Below are 16,826 nucleotides of genomic sequence, written 5' to 3' on the forward strand. Positions count from 1 at the left end.
AAAAATCCTACTGAGATAATCAGCAGGATTTAAAATAACTTAGGTGTTTTAAATATTAATTAAATAACGAAACTACTTAGGCTAACAAATTGCTTCACTCTCTCGCTAATTTCATCTTGTTTTAAATCTTTTAACCTTTCTGTTCCAAATTTCTCTACACAAAATGATGCTAGGGCAGATCCAAATATGATGGCATTTTTCATGTTTGAGAAATTGATAGTTCCTACTTTTGCTAAATAACCAATAAAACCACCAGCAAATGTGTCTCCGGCACCTGTTGGGTCAAAAACTTCTGCCAAAGGTAACGCAGGGGCAGAAAATATTTGATCTTCATGAAACAATAAAGCCCCGTGTTCACCTTTTTTTATAATCAGGTATTTTGGTCCCATCTCTAAAATTTTTTGAGCTGCTTTTACTAAAGAATACTCTCCAGAAAGTTGACGAGCTTCTGCATCATTAATAGTTAAAACATCAACCAATTTAACTGTTTCTAATAAATCATCCATTGCAATGTCCATCCAAAAATTCATGGTATCCATCACTATTAATTTAGGACGTTTATGCATTCTTTCAATTACGGTTTTTTGAATCTGAGGCGTTAAATTTCCCAACATTAAATATTCGCAATCTTGGTAAGATTCTGGAATTATCGGATCAAAATCAGCCAAAACATTCAATTCTGTGGCTAAAGTATCTCTACTATTCATGTCGTTGTGATATTTCCCTGCCCAAAAGAAAGATTTCTCTCCTTTCTTTATTTGTAAACCTTCAACATCAATACCATGATTTTTAATATCTTCTATATCTTCTTTATGAAAATCATCGCCTACAACAGCAACAATTTTTGTTTTATCATAAAAGTAAGATGCTGCTAAGCTAGCATACGTGGCTGCACCGCCAACAATTTTATCAGTTTTTCCAAATGGAGTTTCAATTGCATCAAAGGCCACAGTGCCAATTACTACTAAGCTCATATTTTTTTTAATTATTTTTTTTTACAAATATTGGATTTTTAATTTAAAATTCCGAACATTGCATCCTCGAAAGAGCAAAGGCTAATTAGTTTTTGAAACAACCAGAAATTCCTAAGTAGCTCAGCTGGTTAGAGCATCTGACTGTTAATCAGAGGGTCCCTGGTTCGAGCCCAGGCTTGGGAGCAAAAGCCTCACAGATATGTGAGGCTTTTTTGCTTTTATTAAATTGACTGATAAAACAATGTGAAAATATTTTTATTTTTATTTTGAAAATAGAATTAAAATTCCGAACATTGCACTCCCGAAAGGGACAAAAGCTTTAAAGTTTTTGAAACAACCAGAAATTCCTAAGTAGCTCAGCTGGTTAGAGCATCTGACTGTTAATCAGAGGGTCCCTGGTTCGAGTCCAGGCTTGGGAGCAAAAGCCTCACAGAAATGTGAGGCTTTTTTGCGTATTGAACTTTGGTTTAAAATGCTATAAAATATTAAGATTGGATTATTGTAATCGCTTAAAAAAGTGGTGTAAAACAAATGGCACCTAATTTTAGATGCCATCCTGATAATAAATGTTTTATTGAGAAATATTATAAACTACCATTCTGTAGTATTTTCAATACCGGCTTCTTTAGCTAAAAAAACAGGGTCTTTCCCTTCTTTTCTTTGACGCTCATAGTCTTTAAGTACTTTTAATACTGGTTTTCTTAGTAAAATAATGGCAACAATATTAAGCCAAGCCATAATTCCAACTCCTATGTCGCCTAAAGTCCATGCAGCTTCTGCTGTTTTAACAGTTCCGTAAAATGTAGCTAATAAAATAAGTATCCTTAAGGCATTAACAAACCATCTGTTTCCTGTTTTATCAAGATAACTTAAGTTTGTTTCTGCTATGTAGTAGTAAGCCATTATTGTAGTAAATGCAAAAAACAATAGTGAAATGGCTACAAAGCCCGCTCCTAAAGAAGGAAAGTGAGAAGCTATTGCAAGTTGAGTGTACTCTGCCCCAATTTTTGCTCCGGGAATATTTTCCAATAAAAATCCTCCTGCTGGATTAGTTACATTATATTTTCCAGTGAAAAGAATCATCAATGCTGTTGCAGTACACACAAATAAAGTGTCTACATAAACGGAAAAAGCCTGTACCAAACCTTGTTTAGCCGGATGACTAACCTCGGCTGCCGCCGCTGCATGTGGGGCTGTCCCTTGTCCTGCTTCATTAGAGTATATTCCTCTTTTAACGCCCCAAGTTATAGCCATTCCAAAAACACCAGCAAATGCCGGTTCTAAATTAAATGCAGATTTAATAATTAATGAAAAAACAGTAGGTATTTCTGCGTAGTTATAACCTATGATTACCAATGACATTAAAATATAGCCACCCGCCATAAACGGAACTACAATTTCAGCAACCTTTCCAATCCTTTTAACTCCTCCAAAAATAATTAACCCTAATAAAATAACTACCCCTGCACCGGTGTAAGCTACTGGAATTTGAAAAGCATTTTCGACACTTAAAGCAATGCTGTTACTTTGTACACCTGGAAGTAATACCGCAGTGCTAATAACTGTTGCTATTGCAAAAATGATGGCATACCATTTAATACCTAAACCTTTTTCAATATAGTAAGACGGCCCGCCTCTGTATTCTCCGTTTTTAACCTCTTTGTAAACCTGTCCTAATGTTGCTTCAACAAAAGCAGATGCACTTCCTAAGAATGCAATAATCCACATCCAAAATATAGCGCCAGGCCCGCCCATTGCTATAGCTGTAGCTACTCCCGCAATATTTCCTGTTCCAATTCTGCCCGAAATTGCAATAGCAAATGCCTGAAAAGAACTTACTCCTTTATCAGAACTTTTACCATCAAAAAGAAGTTTTACCATTTCTTTTAAATACCTCACTTGTATAAAGCGGGTAACAATAGAGAAATAAATACCCGCACCCATACATAATATGATTAAGGCATTACTCCAAACTAAATCGTTAATTGTGTTGATAATTTTATCCATCTGAGGTATTTATTTTGCTTTTGATATAAAGTAAATGATTTATTAGCTGATTTAATGTAAAGCAACAAAGTTTTTATGTTTAATGGTCTTATTTTTAATCAAATCCGATAATTAAGTTAGAAAAATTGAAACTTTTAAGAAATTTAAATGAATTAAGAATAGGTTTTTTTAAATATTAAAACAAAAAAGCCTCACATTACTGTGAAGCTTTCTGTTTTGGATGTGGTGCCTGCTGGGATCGAACCAGCGACACAAGGATTTTCAGTCCTTTGCTCTACCGACTGAGCTAAGGCACCCGCCGTTTCCTAATTGTTATTGTTAGGGAGTGCAAATGTAGCTTCTTTTTGTTTAAAAGCAAATTAATTATAAAAAAAATTGCTCCATTTCTGATCAAATTTTATAATTAGCTCAACTTCAATAATTTATTACCATAAATTTTATTCAACTCTGTAAGCTTCCTAATTTTAAATCTATCTAAATTAAAAAAATAATATGCAAGCATAGTAAATTTTAAAAGCCTATTCATTATATTAGCTCAAATAAACCTTATTTAAATGATAGCACAAATTATTTTTACCGTTGCTTTTCTATCAGCAGCTGTATTTTTTGCAATTCAAATCAAAAAAATTATCCGAAATATAAATATCGGTAAAGACATAAATAGGAGTGATAGACCTGCGGAACGTTGGGCAGTAATGGCAAAAGTGGCAATGGGACAAAGCAAAATGGTGGTTAGGCCAGTTGCAGGCATAATGCATTTATTTGTTTACGTTGGTTTTATCATCATTAATTTAGAAGTATTAGAAATAATAATTGATGGTATTTTTGGCACTCACCGTATTTTTTCTTTCTTAGGGGGCTTTTATAGTTTTTTAATCGCGTCTTTTGAAATTTTAGCATTACTAGTTTTGGTAGGAGTATTGGTTTTTTTAGCCCGAAGATTAGTTTTTGGTTTAAAAAGATTTTCTGGAATAGAGATGACTGCTTGGCCTAAATCGGACGCAATTTATATTCTTATTATTGAGGTTTTATTAATGTCGGCTTTTTTAACCATGAATGCAGCCGATTATAAGTTGCAAATGCTAAATTTTGACCATTACGTTAAAGCAGGTGCATTTCCTGTTTCGCAATTCTTAGTAAATTTATTACCAAATACAACTTCTGCTTTAGTACTGATAGAAAGAGGTTGCTGGTGGTTTCATATATTAGGTATTTTTGCTTTCCTTAATTATTTACCTTTCTCAAAGCATTTTCATATCATTTTAGCTTTTCCAAATACTTGGTATAGTAACTTGAATGCAAAGGGACGTTTCTCTAATATGGAATCAGTTACTAACGAAGTTAAAGCAATGTTAGACCCTTCATTTACTCCTCCAGTTGCTGAAGAAATTTCTCGTTTTGGCGCAAAAGATGTACAAGATTTAAATTGGGTGCAATTAATGAATGCTTATACCTGTACCGAATGTGGAAGGTGTACTTCTGTTTGCCCAGCAAACCAAACCGGTAAACTGCTATCTCCACGTAAAATTATGATGGATACCAGAGACAGGTTAGAAGAGGTAGGGAAAAACATAGATCAGCATGGAAAAGGTTATGATGACGGAAAAACTTTGTTAGACGACTTTATTAGCCGAGAAGAAATTTGGGCTTGTACAACTTGTAATGCTTGTACTGAGGCTTGCCCTATCAATATAGATCCGCTTTCTATTATAGTAGATTTACGTAGATATGCGGTAATGGAAGAATCAAATGTTGCAGGTAGTCTTAATGCTATGTTTTCTAATATTGAAAATAATGGTGCGCCATGGAAATACTCACCTGCTGATAGATTAAACTGGGCGAAAGGGGAAGATTGATAGAGAATAATTAAGATGCAAGAATCTAGAGCTAAGATTAAGGTTTAATACTAATTAACAGCTCAAAAATTATTGATACTAATGAACTACTTTCACTTACCACCTAACCACCAAACAAACTAATTAAGAAATGGAAATTACAGATATAAAAATACCAACCATGGCAGAAATGCTAGCATCAGGAGAAAAACCAGAAATTTTGTTTTGGGTAGGTTGTGCTGGCAGTTATGATGAAAGAGCACAAAGAATTACCAAGGCTTTTGCAAAAATACTTCACCATGTAAGAGTAAAGTTTGCTGTTTTAGGTACAGAGGAAAGTTGTACTGGTGATCCTGCAAAAAGAGCTGGCAACGAGTTTTTATTTCAAATGCAGGCAATGGTTAACATTGATGTTTTAAACGGATATGATGTTAAAAAAATTGTAACTGCCTGCCCTCACTGTTTTAATACTTTAAAAAATGAGTACCCAAGTTTGGGTGGCAATTATGAGGTGATACATCATACACAACTGATTCAAGATTTGATTACTGAAGGTAAATTAAAAGCAGAAGGAGGTGGTTTTAAAGGTAAAAAAATAACATTTCATGACCCTTGTTATTTAGGAAGAGCAAATGATGTTTATGAAGCACCTAGGGCTGCTTTAGAAATTTTAGATGCTGACTTAGTTGAGTTAAAAAGATGTAAAGCTAACGGCTTATGCTGTGGTGCAGGCGGTGCACAAATGTTTAAAGAGCCAGAAAAAGGAAATAAAGACGTAAATATTGAAAGAATGGAGGATGTATTGGCATCAAAAGCTGATGTAGTTGCAGTAGGTTGTCCGTTTTGCATGACCATGATAAACGATGGCGTAAAGCATTTTGAAAAAGAGCAAAAAATTATAGTGTTAGATATTGCCGAGATCACAGCGCAAGCAAATAATTTATAATCGAAAATTTAGTTAGACATTTAATGGAAAGGCATACATTAAAAACAGATTGATAATAATAATCAACTGGTTTAATGTATGCCAGTTATTTTACACTTTCCGTGTTAATTGAATTTTTTAAATAATAAGTTTTATAGAGATCTGTAGAATCTGTTTTAGAAATAAAGTGATTGCCGAAATTGGTTTTAACAAATCTAGGCTGAGTGTACTTGGTTTTAATATTTAATTTTGAATGAAAATTTTCTTTGTTTGGAGAATCCAACATATTACTCAATATTACTGTATGTGCAATTAATACAGTAAATATAAAGAACAAGTAAAATTTTTTTGGAGACTTCATTAAGACTAAAAAGTTTTAATTTTTTTGATATTGCTAATATAGGTAAAATTTGTAGTCATTCACATACCAATTTCTGGGTATTTTTTAAAACTTTGATGCTTTAAGGTTGTTAATATCATTAACCCAAACGTTTATTTCAGTGATGTCTATATTTTTTATAGGAATTTTTATTTCAGCAATCATATCATCAACGTTTCCTTTGTTATCTTGGTAGGTTTGGTATATTACTGATTCCTCAAGGCATTTAATTACTAGCCAACCCATTTTTTCTGTTCCTAAATAGTCAACATTTAGTATTTTATCCATTTTTACACTAAAATACTCAACCTTATTGTCGTTTCCGGTTCTTCTATATCTTATAAATCCATTATTGGAAAGTTCAAAGCTTGCTTTTTTAACCCCAAACTCTTTTTCTGCTTGGTACTGTTGGTAATGATTTACAACACTTTTTTTAGCATTTGCGATGTTAATTTCTTCGTTGTTTAAAAACAAGTAAGTTAAAGCCGCAACAGCTATATTTTTGCTTAAAATCATAAACATTTACAAATTTATTTTAAAAATATTTCACCAAAAAAAAAATTATCAACTTATTAACTTTTTATAAAGAATATGACAATTTATTACCTATCTTTTTTTGAATTATAATTATTTTTGAAAATGATAAATCCGGGAGCAAGGGTATGGATATACCAATCAGACAAAGAATTTGAACAGTCACAATTGATTGATTTGGATGTCCTATTGAAAAATTTTACTGCAAATTGGTCGGCTCATAATCAGCAACTTAGTGCCTCATTTGAAATAAAATACAATAGATTTATCGTTTTAATTGTTGATGAAACGCAAGCTGGGGCAAGCGGTTGTTCAATAGATAAATCTGTTCATTTAATGAAAGACGTTGAACAAAAATTTAATGTTAATTTGTTCGATAGATTTAATATTGCCTACAAAGACGGGGATAAAATAGTGACTGTAAATAGAAATAGTTTTGAAGATTTAATAGCTAATGGCAAAGTAAACAGTTTTACTATTGTTTTTAACAATATAGTACCCACTTATGAAGAGTATTTGAATAATTGGGAAACTCCATTAGCAAATAGCTGGCATGCCAAATTATTTAAAGTAGAGGCTTAATATTTAATTACCGAAATCAATTTTACCTAAATTTCTCATATTTCTTAATATGAGGGATTGTTTATGATAAATATAAGCTGTTGGTTTAGTGGGTGTCCATTTTCTTGGATTAGGCAAAACCGCTATCAATAATGCTGCTTCTCCTTTTAAGAGGCTATGAGAAGGTTTATTATAATAATGTTGACAAGCAGCCTCAGCACCATAAATGCCATTACCCATTTCAATTACGTTTAGGTAAACTTCTAAAATTCTGTTTTTACTCCAAAATAGCTCAATCAATAAGGTAAAATAAGCTTCAAATCCTTTACGGATATAAGAACGGCCTGGCCAAAGGAAAACGTTTTTTGCAGTTTGTTGGCTAATAGTACTACCACCTCGTAACTTTTTGCCTTTCTTGTTCTTCTCAAATGCTTTTTCAATTGCCGCAAAGTCAAAACCATTATGATTCATGAAGTTAGCATCCTCACCAGCAATAGCAGCTCTTTTTAAATTTGATGATAATTCTTCAAAATTTTTCCACTCCTTATCAATTTTCAAAGTTTTGCCATCGGCTTTACGTTCAAAAGCCCTTTGCACCATTAAAAATGTAAGAGGAGGGTTAACAAAACGGAGAAGTATTACCCAAACAATACTAATAGCAAATAAATATAGTAAAGTTTTTAAAATTATACGTTTCAGCTTTTGTAAAGTAAAATTGAGTGAGGTAGATTTTCTTTTTGCCATAATTTTAGCCAAAAATAAAAAATGCTTTCTGATTTCTCAGAAAGCATTTAATAAAGTTTTTAGAGAATAGCTTACTCGGCTATAACATTAAAAGGAACTTGTACTTTAACTTCTTTATGTAAGTTTAAGTTGGCAATGTATTCACCAACAAATTTTACATCAGTTTCAAAAGTAATTCTTCTTCTGTCAACCTCAAACCCTAATTTCTTTAATGCATCAGACACTTGAATAGTGTTAACAGCACCAAATATTTTTCCGCTTTCGCCAGCTTTAGCACCAATAGAAAGTACAATACCTTCTAATTTAGCTGCAGTAGCATCAGCATCTTTTTTAATTTTTTCTTGTTTAAACTGAGCTTGTTTAATATTCTCAGCTAAAACTTTTCTTGCCGACTCAGTAGCTAAAATAGCTTGACCCTGAGGGATTAAATAATTACGGCCAAAACCAGGTTTTACAGAAACGATATCATCTTTCTCTCCTAGGTTTTTCACATCTTGTTTTAATATTACTTGCATGTTTAGCCTCCCTTATTTTAAACCATCAGCCACGAATGGCAATATACCTATATGACGAGCTCTTTTTACTGCTTGAGCTACTTTGCGTTGATATTTCAAAGAAGTACCAGTTAATCTACGAGGTAAAATTTTACCTTGATCATTGATAAACTTTAATAAAAAGTTACCGTCTTTGTAGTCAATGTATTTAATTCCGTTCTTTTTGAAACGGCAATATTTTTTTCTGTTATCCTCCACCTTGGGAGCAGTCACATACTGGATTTTGTCTTGTGCCATTAGTTTGCTACCTCAGTTTTTTCTTTTTTCTTGTTAAAAGCACCGGTACGTTTTTTATCGTTGTACGCAACAGCATGCTTATTTAAACTAATTGTTAAAAATCTCATTACACGCTCATCACGTTTTAATTCGATTTCTAATTTGCCGATAACCTCACCTGAACATTTATATTCGGTCAAGTGATAGTATCCAGTTGATTTTTTCTCAATTAGATACGCCAGTTTTTTCAAACCCCAATTGTCTTCCATAACAATTTCGGCTCCGTTATCAGTAAGTATTTTAGAGAATTTTGCAATTACTTCTTTAGCTACTTCTTCTGATAACAATGGGGTAAGAATGATAGTGGTTTCGTATTGATTCATTTCTTACAATATTGTTTTTTAATTTCCGCTTTTTTGCGGGACTGCAAAAGTATTAATTATTAATTTGGAAAACAATAGTTTATACTTATTAATTGTGGATTTGTTTGTAAAAGCAAAAAGCCCAACAAAGTTTGCTGAGCTTTTTTAATTGTTTATTAATCAGGAATTTAATTAGCAATATTGTTCAAATGCACCCATCAAGTTATCGGCAATCATTTGTGCTGGGCGGCCTTCAATTTGATGACGCTCTATAATGTGTACCAATTTACCATCTTTGAACAACGCCATAGATGGAGATGAAGGAGGGTAAGGTAGCATGTGATTTCTTGCAGCATCAACAGCTTCTTTTTCCATACCTGCAAAAACTGTAACAATTTTAGTGGGTTTTTTACCTTCTGTAACTGCCAACTTTGCCGCAGGGCGAGCGTTTGCAGCTGCACACCCACATACTGAATTTACAACAACAAAAGTTGTTCCTTCACTTTCAATCGCTCTTGTTACTTCTTCAGCACTTTTTAATTCTTCAAATCCCACGCCTGTTAAATCTGTACGCATTGGGGCAACTAAATATTCTGGATACATTTTCTATATTTTAAATTTTAAAGTACAAAGTTTTAAAACATTGTGCTTACAAAATTACTGTTTTCTGTTTTGATAGACAATATTGGATATCAAATAGATGTCATAATCTGTTTTACAATAAACTTGTAAATTGCTAATTAAGAGTTTAAACTATTTGTCAATCACCTTAATCATTGTTCCGCTAGGGATACTTTGCGTTAAAGTCATTCCATTTAAAATGGCAATTTCCTTTTTTCGCTGCTCGTTAGTTTCTTTTCTAATTCTTAAAACCTGCTCTAAATTAGTGATACCACTAGTAGTAATAATTTTTATTCTTTCTGGTTTTCTATTTAATTTATCTGCATCGGTTAATCGCTTAAATCCAGACATGGTACTGCTGAAAAGATTATTGTATGTTTCAAAGGTATTCAAAGCGGTAATTCCTATAATGTGATAAATTTTATCGCCATCTGCAATAAAATAAGAAAGGGTTCTTAAAGCTGCTGATTGTTGTTCCTGATTTTCTGCTTGGTCAGCAATTACCCTTATTGCGTTTAGTCCATTTGCTGTTGTTTGTTCGCTTCTAATAACGGTTAAACCGTATTTTTGAATTGTAGAACTTGCTGTTTCTTGTAAGTTTGTACCAGGTGCAAGGGTAAGTCTCATTATGGCTTTTCCATTTGGTTCTCCCATTTGGAAAGATTGCGGACTGTTATTAGAGTTCCAACCGTTAGGTATAGGAAACTGAAATTTTAATTCGGGATGATAAAAGGTATTGTTTTCTACAAACCCTTGTTTAGGATCTTTACCATAAATTAAACCGTCTATCATTTTTAAATAACTGTTTCTGTTTACAATTGGGTTTGTTAAATTTTCTTTTCGCTGATATTCTGTTGCTAATTTTTCAACAGTGGTCATTCTTTCACCAGGATTTGGGTGTGTAGATAAAAAATTAGGTAAGCCATTCTCATTTCCAGCTGATAGATTTTGTAGCGTTCCAAAAAAACCAGCCATTTCGCGAGCGTCATATCTAATTTTGCTGGAATATTTCACACCTAACTCATCGGCTTGACGTTCATCATCTCTTCCAAATTTCAAGAATAGAACACCTAATCCTTCTGATAGTTGTTGGCCGTACTGGGCAACAGTTGGAGATAAAACCATACCCGCTAACAATCCAATTTGCCCTAAAGTTGATTTTGCCTGTTGGCTAACAGAATGTTTTGCGGTAACATGACCAATTTCGTGACCCAACACTCCTGCAAATTCTGCTTCATTATTAAAATGAGCCATTATCCCTCTTGTAAAATAAACATATCCACCGGGTACAGCAAAGGCATTTACTACGTCAGAATCAACAATTCTAAAATTATAGGCTAAATTTGGGCGGTCAGATATTGCGCCCATTTGCTTTCCTTTGGCGTTTATAAAATCTTGAAGTATTTTATTTTCATATAGCCCGTATTCTGCAATTATTTGTGGGTCAGCATCCTTGCCCATTTGTATTTCTTGGGCTTCGCTCATAAAAGATAATTCTCTTTTACCAGTAACTGGATTTACAGCACAACTGTGTAGTAAACCAAAAGTTAATAAAATGCAAATGGGTGTAATTAATTTTTTCATGATAATTTTTTTAGTCGTTACCAATAAGACAAAACTGATACCGTTTTTCAAAGATATATGAAAATGACATCTATAGGTGATTGAAGTAGTATTTTTTTTTGAAATGGAACAAATACTCTGAAGAATTTTAAATTTTAGGACATTAATTTTAACAATTGCATTACCTCAACCGTTTGAATTTCATATAGCTAATACTTACCTTTGCAGCTCACATAAATAATTAACTATGTCATCAGTAGAGACAACTTACGTACCTTTTAAAGTAAAGGACATTTCCCTAGCAGATTGGGGAAGAAAAGAAATTGGATTAGCAGAAGCAGAAATGCCGGGCTTAATGGCACTTAGAGAAGAGTTTGGCGCAAGTCAGCCGCTTAAAGGTGCTAGAATTGCAGGTTGCTTACACATGACAATCCAAACCGCGGTTTTAATTGAAACTTTAGTAGCATTAGGTGCTGATGTTACTTGGTCTTCATGTAACATTTTCTCAACACAAGATCACGCAGCAGCAGCTATTGCAGCAGCTGGTATTCCTGTTTATGCTTGGAAAGGCTTAAACGAAGAAGAATTTGATTGGTGTATTGAGCAAACTTTATTTTTTGGTGAAAACCGTGAGCCATTAAATATGATTTTAGATGATGGTGGCGATTTAACCAATATGGTATTGGATAGATACCCAGAGTTAGCCGCTGGAATTAAAGGAATTTCTGAAGAAACTACTACAGGTGTTTTACGTTTACACGATCGTGTGAAAAAAGGAACGTTACCAATGCCTGCAATCAATATTAACGATTCTGTAACTAAATCTAAATTTGACAACAAATACGGATGTAGAGAGTCTTTAGTGGATGCTATACGTAGAGCAACTGATGTAATGATGGCGGGTAAAGTAGGTGTTGTTTGTGGTTATGGAGATGTTGGTAAAGGTTCTGCAGAATCTTTATCTAAAGCAGGTGTACGTGTTATTGTAACAGAAATTGACCCAATTTGTGCTTTACAAGCTGCAATGGAAGGTTATGAAGTTAAAAAATTAGCTACTGCAATTAAAGAAGCTGACATTGTTGTTACTGCAACAGGTAATAAAGACATTGTTAGAGGCGAACATTTTGAAGCTTTAAAAGACAAAGCCATTGTTTGTAACATTGGCCACTTTGATAACGAAATTGATATGGCTTGGTTAAATAAAAACCATGGTGCATCTAAAGTAGAAATTAAACCACAAGTAGATAAATACACTATTAACGGTAAAGATGTTATCGTTTTAGCAGAAGGTCGCTTAGTAAATTTAGGTTGTGCAACTGGTCACCCATCGTTTGTAATGTCTAACTCTTTTACTAATCAAACTTTAGCTCAACTAGAACTTTGGACTAATGCTGCTGCTTACGAAAATAAGGTTTATGTATTACCTAAAACTTTAGATGAGAAAGTTGCTCGTTTACACCTAGCTAAAATTGGTGTTGAATTAGAAGAATTAAGAACAGACCAAGCAGAATACATTGGTGTAACTGTTGAAGGTCCTTTTAAGTCTGACTCTTACCGTTACTAGGTAGTAAGATTATAGTATCAAGTATCAAGACCGCTCTGAAATTCAGGGCGGTCTTTTTTATGTTTTAGTAAATGGAAATGAGTTTAGAACTTTTTATAAAAAGCAAAAGCCCCAATCTTAAAATCGGGGCTTTTGCTTTAAAATTCAAGTAATGCATTTAAACTTTTTTACAAGATGCTTTTTGCTTTCAGCATAAAGCTTTTAGCTGAAAAAATTAAATATGTATTGCTCTATTTCCAGTTGCGGCTAAAGCGGCTTCTTTAAACGCTTCGGTAAAAGTTGGGTGTGCATGGCTTATTCTACCAATATCTTCTGCACTTGCTCTAAACTCCATGGCTACAACTGCTTCTGCAATCATATCTGCAGTACGCGGACCAATCATATGAACACCTAAAATCTCGTCAGTAGTAGCATCAGCTAAAACTTTCACTAAACCGTCAGTATCCATACTTGCTCTAGCTCTTCCGCTTGCTTTAAATGGGAAAGAACCTGTTTTGTATTTCGTTCCTTTTTCTTTCAATTGCTCTTCGGTATAGCCTACAGAAGCAACTTCTGGCCAAGTGTAAACCACACCCGGAATTAAATTGTAATTGATATGTGGTTTTTGTCCCGCAATAATTTCAGCTACAAAAGTTCCTTCCTCTTCGGCTTTATGAGCAAGCATTGCACCTTTAATCACATCACCAATAGCATAAATTCCTTTAACAGAAGTTTCTAAATGCTCATTAACGGTAATTTTTTTACCACGTTCTTCAACAGTAATACCAAGGTTTTCTAAACCTAAACCATCTGTATAAGCGGTACGGCCAACAGCGACTAAGCAATAATCACCTTCTAAAACTACTTTTTCTCCTTTTGGAGAATCCGCAGTTACGGTTACTGTTTTACCTTTAACCGTTGCACCAGTTACTTTGTGGCTCAACAAAAATTTCATACCCAATTTTGATAAAGACTTTTGCAATTCTTTACCTAAAGTTTTATCCATAGTTGGGATAATGGCATCCATAAACTCAACCACAGTAACTTCCGCTCCTAAACGAGCATAAACCGAACCTAACTCTAAACCAATAACTCCACCTCCAATTAATACCATGTGCGTTGGCACTTCGGTTAAATTTAAAGCCTCAGTAGAAGTGATAATTCTTTTACCATCAGTTTTCAAAAAAGGCAATTCAGTAGGTTTACTACCAGTAGCAATAATCACATTTTTACCAGTAATTTCCTGCTCACCACCTTTTGTTAAGGCTATTTTAACAGTGTTTTTATCCTTAAAAGAACCTAATCCTTCAAAAGTATCTACTTTGTTTTTCTTCATCAAAAAAGTAATACCGCCAGTAGTTTGTTCAACCACTTCGTTCTTTCTTTTTATCATTTGTTTGATGTTCACTTTTACATCTTTCACATCAATACCATGCTCAGCAAAAGTATGCGTGGCATTATGGTAATGTTCTGAAGAGTCTAAAAGTGCTTTTGATGGGATACAACCCACATTTAAACAAGTACCACCAAAAGTGGGATATTTTTCAACCATTGCGGTTTTTAAACCTAATTGTGCACAGCGAATTGCTGCAACATATCCGCCCGGACCTGAACCTATAACGATAACGTCGTATTGCATTTTGATTTATTTTTTTGTTTGCGCTAAATTAAGAAACTATCTAAGCAATAAAACGTTCTTTTCAATTTAATTACATATTTATTATTATGATGAGCAACAAAGGTTCGCTTTTTATAGGTTAGGACAGTCCCGCTTTACGTTACAATCTTTTTGCATATTTGCATAATGGAATAGTAGCAAAAAGGATTTACACTGCAATCGGGGCTATTTAAAAGTGAGGGTTGGCTATAAAACTAACTGATTAAAGGATTATATTTTCGGATAAATAAAAGCTTATATTTGATTATGGATTTGAAAAGCATCATCAGCCAACATCATCAAGCGTTTATCAATCTGTGTCAAAAATATCAGGTCGAGAAAATATATGCCTTTGGTTCGTCTATTACTTCCAATTTTAATCCTGAGACAAGCGATATAGATATTATTGTTAAAATCGATATCCAAAATCCAGCTGATAGGGGCGATGCACTTCTTTCTTTTTGGAATAAATTAGAGGAATTGTTTAAAAGAAAAGTTGATTTATTAACAGATGACGCTATAAAAAACCCCTACCTCAAAAAGAATATCGACCAAACAAAAAAGCTAATTTATGACCGAAGAGGAGAAAAAGTTTTTAACTGATATTTGCTTTTCAATAGAATTAATAGAAGATTTTACAAAGGATATTGTTTCTTTTGATAATTATATCAACGATTATAAAACCAAAAGTGCCGTAGAAAGGCATTTAGCAATTGTTGGAGAAGCACTAAATAAGTTTTTGAAAATTTCCGCTCATACGCAAATTGAAAACACATCGGAAATTATAAGTTTAAGAAATAGAATAATTCATTCTTATGATAATATTGATGATGCCATAATTTGGGCAGTTTTAACTAGACATTTGCTGCCGTTGAAAAAACAAATTGTGTTATTGTTGGAATAAAACAAAAGCTTAATCCTAAATTCCCTATGAAAAAAAGTCACTATGCCGTTTTAATGGGTTCCGTTTATGTATTAGCCGGCACCTACCATTTTATTAATCCCAGTTTTTATTTGCAAATAATGCCCAAATATTTACCAAATCATTTAGAATTGGTTTACCTAAGTGGCTTGGCAGAAATTATTGCAGGGGGTTTATTAATCCCAAAAAAGACTAGAAAACTTGGAGCTTGGGGTATAATTGTACTCTTAATTGCGGTTTTTCCTGCAAATATTCAAATGGCTATAAATGAATATGCAGAAGGAGGATTTATGTTTTATATTTCTTTAATAAGATTGCCTTTTCAGTTTTTACTGATGTATTGGGCGTATATTTTACAGGATTAATATTAGGCATTAGTTTCGGTCTGTGAAGACACAGCCCTAGGAATTAGACCGAAGAATATCAAACCTATAAAGCTGCCTTTACCAAATAGGGTAAAATTTCTTTTTGGAAAGAGATAAAATTCTTACGAACATCGGCATCACTTACAGAGGTGAAAGCAAAAGAGAAAATGATGCTTTTACTGGCTTTAATCAAAAAACGTAACCTTTCTGGGTAAGTTGGGTCGTTATTTAATTCTTCAATGCTTAAAAACTCGGCGTAAAGCAAACGCTCTAATTCATCTGATAAGTTTTTTAAAAATTCTTGTGCATTGGTTGATTCTCTAATAAAATCCCAACCAATAAACTCGTTACAAACAGTATAAGAAAGCTTACTTACTTTCAAAATTAAAATGGTAAGGTGTTCTTCTTTATTAATGCTTTTGCTGTCTTTATGTACCAACTCATTAATGCTTACCCTTAAGTAATCCATTAAAATGGCATGTAAAACAAGCTCTTTACTTTCAAAATATTTGTAAATAGTAGCTTTAGCTATTTTAGCTTTTTTAGCAATTTCGTTTACGCTGGTTTTGTGATAGCCATATTTACGGAAAAGATCTTGTGCTGCCTTTTTTATACTTTCTTTTATCTTATCTATTTCCATATTAGTTTATCACGGTAATTTGAGAGCTGGTTACATTAACCAAATATTGTTTTAATGGCCTAGTAGCTGGTGCCTTAATGGAAGAACCGTCTTCCATTAAAAATATTGAACCAGAACATGGGTCGGTAGCGGTAATTGTTGGGTCATTTAAATTTACAGCACATTTACTTTCTGGGTTAAAGCTACTGCACCTATCATAGGCAACAATTTGCCCGTTGTTTTTTTTGTATAAAATTATTCCTGCAACACCGCCTGGTATTGTTACCGCTCCGCCAGCGCTTGTTAAAATAGAAAAACGAAAATCATTAGCAGGAATACGAATATCTACAGGAACATCTGCAATAAAAATGTTGTCTTTATTACATGACGTTGTAATGAAGGCTGCAAACAAAAAAAGACAGATTGCTAGTTTTTTCATACTATT

19 protein-coding genes and 3 tRNA genes are annotated in these 16,826 nt (G+C 33.4%); 9 read left to right on the forward strand and 13 right to left on the reverse strand.

The features are described from left to right. Nucleotides 1-59: 59 nt before the first annotated feature. Nucleotides 60-974, reverse strand: a complete 915-nt coding sequence (locus ACFSSE_RS02970; protein WP_379040550.1) for a PfkB family carbohydrate kinase — start codon at nucleotides 972-974, stop codon at nucleotides 60-62. 109 nt (nucleotides 975-1,083) lie between these two features. Between ACFSSE_RS02970 and ACFSSE_RS02975 the strand changes: the two genes are divergently transcribed. Together ACFSSE_RS02975 and ACFSSE_RS02980 are read left to right on the forward strand one after the other, a co-directional pair. Beyond that, nucleotides 1,084-1,157: transfer RNA gene (locus ACFSSE_RS02975), tRNA-Asn, on the forward strand. A 162-nt stretch (nucleotides 1,158-1,319) separates the two neighbouring features. Continuing rightward, nucleotides 1,320-1,393, forward strand: a tRNA-Asn gene (locus tag ACFSSE_RS02980). Nucleotides 1,394-1,565: 172 nt separating this feature from the next. Here the strand turns inward: ACFSSE_RS02980 and ACFSSE_RS02985 are convergent. Further along, nucleotides 1,566-2,981: an alanine/glycine:cation symporter family protein gene (locus ACFSSE_RS02985; RefSeq protein ID WP_379040549.1), complete on the reverse strand. Its 1,416-nt coding sequence runs from the start codon at nucleotides 2,979-2,981 to the stop codon at nucleotides 1,566-1,568. A 223-nt stretch (nucleotides 2,982-3,204) separates the two neighbouring features. After that, nucleotides 3,205-3,277 (reverse strand) — tRNA-Phe (locus ACFSSE_RS02990). Nucleotides 3,278-3,535: 258 nt separating this feature from the next. On the opposite strand from ACFSSE_RS02990, the gene ACFSSE_RS02995 reads away from it, so the two are divergent. Together ACFSSE_RS02995 and ACFSSE_RS03000 are read left to right on the forward strand one after the other, a co-directional pair. After that, the gene (locus ACFSSE_RS02995) at nucleotides 3,536-4,837 is read left to right on the forward strand and encodes a 4Fe-4S dicluster domain-containing protein (RefSeq protein ID WP_379040548.1); all 1,302 of its coding nucleotides are present in this window, start codon (nucleotides 3,536-3,538) and stop codon (nucleotides 4,835-4,837) included. A 130-nt stretch (nucleotides 4,838-4,967) separates the two neighbouring features. Next, complete coding sequence (locus ACFSSE_RS03000; protein ID WP_379040547.1) at nucleotides 4,968-5,762, forward strand: (Fe-S)-binding protein; 795 nt, start codon at nucleotides 4,968-4,970, stop codon at nucleotides 5,760-5,762. A 424-nt stretch (nucleotides 5,763-6,186) separates the two neighbouring features. Here ACFSSE_RS03000 and ACFSSE_RS03005 read toward each other — a convergent pair whose 3' ends face one another. Continuing rightward, a complete protein-coding gene (locus tag ACFSSE_RS03005; RefSeq protein ID WP_379040546.1) occupies nucleotides 6,187-6,636 on the reverse strand; it encodes a hypothetical protein in 450 nt (149 codons plus the stop codon). A gap of 123 nt (nucleotides 6,637-6,759) precedes the next feature. Here ACFSSE_RS03005 and ACFSSE_RS03010 point away from each other — a divergent pair, with 123 nt between their 5' ends. After that, nucleotides 6,760-7,236 carry an ABC transporter ATPase gene (locus ACFSSE_RS03010; protein WP_379040544.1) on the forward strand — a complete coding sequence of 159 codons (477 nt, stop codon included), beginning with the start codon at nucleotides 6,760-6,762 and terminating at the stop codon, nucleotides 7,234-7,236. Between the two features lie 3 nt (nucleotides 7,237-7,239). Here the strand turns inward: ACFSSE_RS03010 and mtgA are convergent, their stop codons facing one another. The 6 genes from mtgA to ACFSSE_RS03040 form a co-directional block, all read right to left on the reverse strand. Then, nucleotides 7,240-7,959: a monofunctional biosynthetic peptidoglycan transglycosylase gene (gene mtgA / locus ACFSSE_RS03015; RefSeq protein ID WP_379040543.1), complete on the reverse strand. Its 720-nt coding sequence runs from the start codon at nucleotides 7,957-7,959 to the stop codon at nucleotides 7,240-7,242. Nucleotides 7,960-8,030: 71 nt separating this feature from the next. Beyond that, nucleotides 8,031-8,474: a 50S ribosomal protein L9 gene (gene rplI / locus ACFSSE_RS03020; RefSeq protein WP_379040541.1), complete on the reverse strand. Its 444-nt coding sequence runs from the start codon at nucleotides 8,472-8,474 to the stop codon at nucleotides 8,031-8,033. Nucleotides 8,475-8,486: 12 nt separating this feature from the next. Continuing rightward, a complete protein-coding gene (gene rpsR / locus ACFSSE_RS03025; RefSeq protein WP_379040539.1) occupies nucleotides 8,487-8,750 on the reverse strand; it encodes a 30S ribosomal protein S18 in 264 nt (87 codons plus the stop codon). Next, a complete protein-coding gene (gene rpsF / locus ACFSSE_RS03030; protein WP_379040538.1) occupies nucleotides 8,750-9,112 on the reverse strand; it encodes a 30S ribosomal protein S6 in 363 nt (120 codons plus the stop codon). Before rpsF ends, rpsR begins: the two co-directional genes overlap by 1 nt. A gap of 171 nt (nucleotides 9,113-9,283) precedes the next feature. Continuing rightward, nucleotides 9,284-9,694 (reverse strand): BrxA/BrxB family bacilliredoxin, encoded by a 411-nt coding sequence (locus tag ACFSSE_RS03035; RefSeq protein WP_379040537.1) that lies wholly within the window; start codon nucleotides 9,692-9,694, stop codon nucleotides 9,284-9,286. A 150-nt stretch (nucleotides 9,695-9,844) separates the two neighbouring features. Then, complete coding sequence (locus ACFSSE_RS03040; RefSeq protein ID WP_379040535.1) at nucleotides 9,845-11,296, reverse strand: M48 family metalloprotease; 1,452 nt, start codon at nucleotides 11,294-11,296, stop codon at nucleotides 9,845-9,847. Nucleotides 11,297-11,522: 226 nt separating this feature from the next. On the opposite strand from ACFSSE_RS03040, the gene ahcY reads away from it, so the two are divergent. Then, complete coding sequence (gene ahcY, locus ACFSSE_RS03045) at nucleotides 11,523-12,839, forward strand: adenosylhomocysteinase (RefSeq protein WP_379040534.1); 1,317 nt, start codon at nucleotides 11,523-11,525, stop codon at nucleotides 12,837-12,839. A gap of 214 nt (nucleotides 12,840-13,053) precedes the next feature. On the opposite strand, the gene lpdA is transcribed toward ahcY, so the two are convergent. Further along, entirely contained in the window at nucleotides 13,054-14,457 is a 1,404-nt protein-coding gene (lpdA, locus tag ACFSSE_RS03050; RefSeq protein ID WP_379040533.1) for a dihydrolipoyl dehydrogenase, read from the reverse strand. A gap of 285 nt (nucleotides 14,458-14,742) precedes the next feature. Between lpdA and ACFSSE_RS03055 the strand changes: the two genes are divergently transcribed. Genes ACFSSE_RS03055 through ACFSSE_RS03065 form a run of 3 tightly spaced genes read left to right on the forward strand, consistent with a single transcriptional unit; the run spans nucleotide 14,743 to nucleotide 15,762 of the window. Beyond that, nucleotides 14,743-15,078: a nucleotidyltransferase family protein gene (locus tag ACFSSE_RS03055; RefSeq protein ID WP_379040532.1), complete on the forward strand. Its 336-nt coding sequence runs from the start codon at nucleotides 14,743-14,745 to the stop codon at nucleotides 15,076-15,078. Next, entirely contained in the window at nucleotides 15,047-15,379 is a 333-nt protein-coding gene (locus ACFSSE_RS03060) for a HepT-like ribonuclease domain-containing protein (RefSeq protein WP_379040531.1), read from the forward strand. The genes ACFSSE_RS03055 and ACFSSE_RS03060 overlap by 32 nt, the downstream gene beginning before the upstream one ends. A gap of 26 nt (nucleotides 15,380-15,405) precedes the next feature. Further along, complete coding sequence (locus tag ACFSSE_RS03065; protein ID WP_379040530.1) at nucleotides 15,406-15,762, forward strand: DoxX family protein; 357 nt, start codon at nucleotides 15,406-15,408, stop codon at nucleotides 15,760-15,762. Between the two features lie 64 nt (nucleotides 15,763-15,826). Here the strand turns inward: ACFSSE_RS03065 and ACFSSE_RS03070 are convergent, their stop codons facing one another. Further along, nucleotides 15,827-16,402 (reverse strand): TetR/AcrR family transcriptional regulator, encoded by a 576-nt coding sequence (locus tag ACFSSE_RS03070; protein ID WP_379040529.1) that lies wholly within the window; start codon nucleotides 16,400-16,402, stop codon nucleotides 15,827-15,829. Nucleotide 16,403: 1 nt separating this feature from the next. Next, nucleotides 16,404-16,820: a hypothetical protein gene (locus ACFSSE_RS03075; RefSeq protein WP_379040527.1), complete on the reverse strand. Its 417-nt coding sequence runs from the start codon at nucleotides 16,818-16,820 to the stop codon at nucleotides 16,404-16,406. Between the last annotated feature and the right edge of the window lie 6 nt (nucleotides 16,821-16,826).

The organism is Pedobacter alpinus (genome assembly GCF_042684645.1).
GTDB classification, from domain to species: domain Bacteria; phylum Bacteroidota; class Bacteroidia; order Sphingobacteriales; family Sphingobacteriaceae; genus Pseudopedobacter; species Pseudopedobacter alpinus.

What these genes read in the sequence shown, in the direction of transcription:
- rpsR (WP_379040539.1), bottom strand. Translation starts at nt 8,750, where the DNA reads ATGGCACAAGACAAAATCCAGTATGTGACTGCTCCCAAGGTGGAGGAT.
- ACFSSE_RS02995 (WP_379040548.1), top strand. Translation starts at nt 3,536, where the DNA reads ATGATAGCACAAATTATTTTTACCGTTGCTTTTCTATCAGCAGCTGTA.
- ACFSSE_RS03005 (WP_379040546.1), bottom strand. Translation starts at nt 6,636, where the DNA reads ATGATTTTAAGCAAAAATATAGCTGTTGCGGCTTTAACTTACTTGTTT.
- ACFSSE_RS03035 (WP_379040537.1), bottom strand. Translation starts at nt 9,694, where the DNA reads ATGTATCCAGAATATTTAGTTGCCCCAATGCGTACAGATTTAACAGGC.
- lpdA (WP_379040533.1), bottom strand. Translation starts at nt 14,457, where the DNA reads ATGCAATACGACGTTATCGTTATAGGTTCAGGTCCGGGCGGATATGTT.
- rpsF (WP_379040538.1), bottom strand. Translation starts at nt 9,112, where the DNA reads ATGAATCAATACGAAACCACTATCATTCTTACCCCATTGTTATCAGAA.
- ACFSSE_RS02985 (WP_379040549.1), bottom strand. Translation starts at nt 2,981, where the DNA reads ATGGATAAAATTATCAACACAATTAACGATTTAGTTTGGAGTAATGCC.
- rplI (WP_379040541.1), bottom strand. Translation starts at nt 8,474, where the DNA reads ATGCAAGTAATATTAAAACAAGATGTGAAAAACCTAGGAGAGAAAGAT.
- ahcY (WP_379040534.1), top strand. Translation starts at nt 11,523, where the DNA reads ATGTCATCAGTAGAGACAACTTACGTACCTTTTAAAGTAAAGGACATT.
- ACFSSE_RS03075 (WP_379040527.1), bottom strand. Translation starts at nt 16,820, where the DNA reads ATGAAAAAACTAGCAATCTGTCTTTTTTTGTTTGCAGCCTTCATTACA.
- ACFSSE_RS03000 (WP_379040547.1), top strand. Translation starts at nt 4,968, where the DNA reads ATGGAAATTACAGATATAAAAATACCAACCATGGCAGAAATGCTAGCA.
- ACFSSE_RS03040 (WP_379040535.1), bottom strand. Translation starts at nt 11,296, where the DNA reads ATGAAAAAATTAATTACACCCATTTGCATTTTATTAACTTTTGGTTTA.
- ACFSSE_RS03065 (WP_379040530.1), top strand. Translation starts at nt 15,406, where the DNA reads ATGAAAAAAAGTCACTATGCCGTTTTAATGGGTTCCGTTTATGTATTA.
- ACFSSE_RS03060 (WP_379040531.1), top strand. Translation starts at nt 15,047, where the DNA reads ATGACCGAAGAGGAGAAAAAGTTTTTAACTGATATTTGCTTTTCAATA.
- mtgA (WP_379040543.1), bottom strand. Translation starts at nt 7,959, where the DNA reads ATGGCAAAAAGAAAATCTACCTCACTCAATTTTACTTTACAAAAGCTG.
- ACFSSE_RS03070 (WP_379040529.1), bottom strand. Translation starts at nt 16,402, where the DNA reads ATGGAAATAGATAAGATAAAAGAAAGTATAAAAAAGGCAGCACAAGAT.
- ACFSSE_RS03055 (WP_379040532.1), top strand. Translation starts at nt 14,743, where the DNA reads ATGGATTTGAAAAGCATCATCAGCCAACATCATCAAGCGTTTATCAAT.
- ACFSSE_RS02970 (WP_379040550.1), bottom strand. Translation starts at nt 974, where the DNA reads ATGAGCTTAGTAGTAATTGGCACTGTGGCCTTTGATGCAATTGAAACT.
- ACFSSE_RS03010 (WP_379040544.1), top strand. Translation starts at nt 6,760, where the DNA reads ATGATAAATCCGGGAGCAAGGGTATGGATATACCAATCAGACAAAGAA.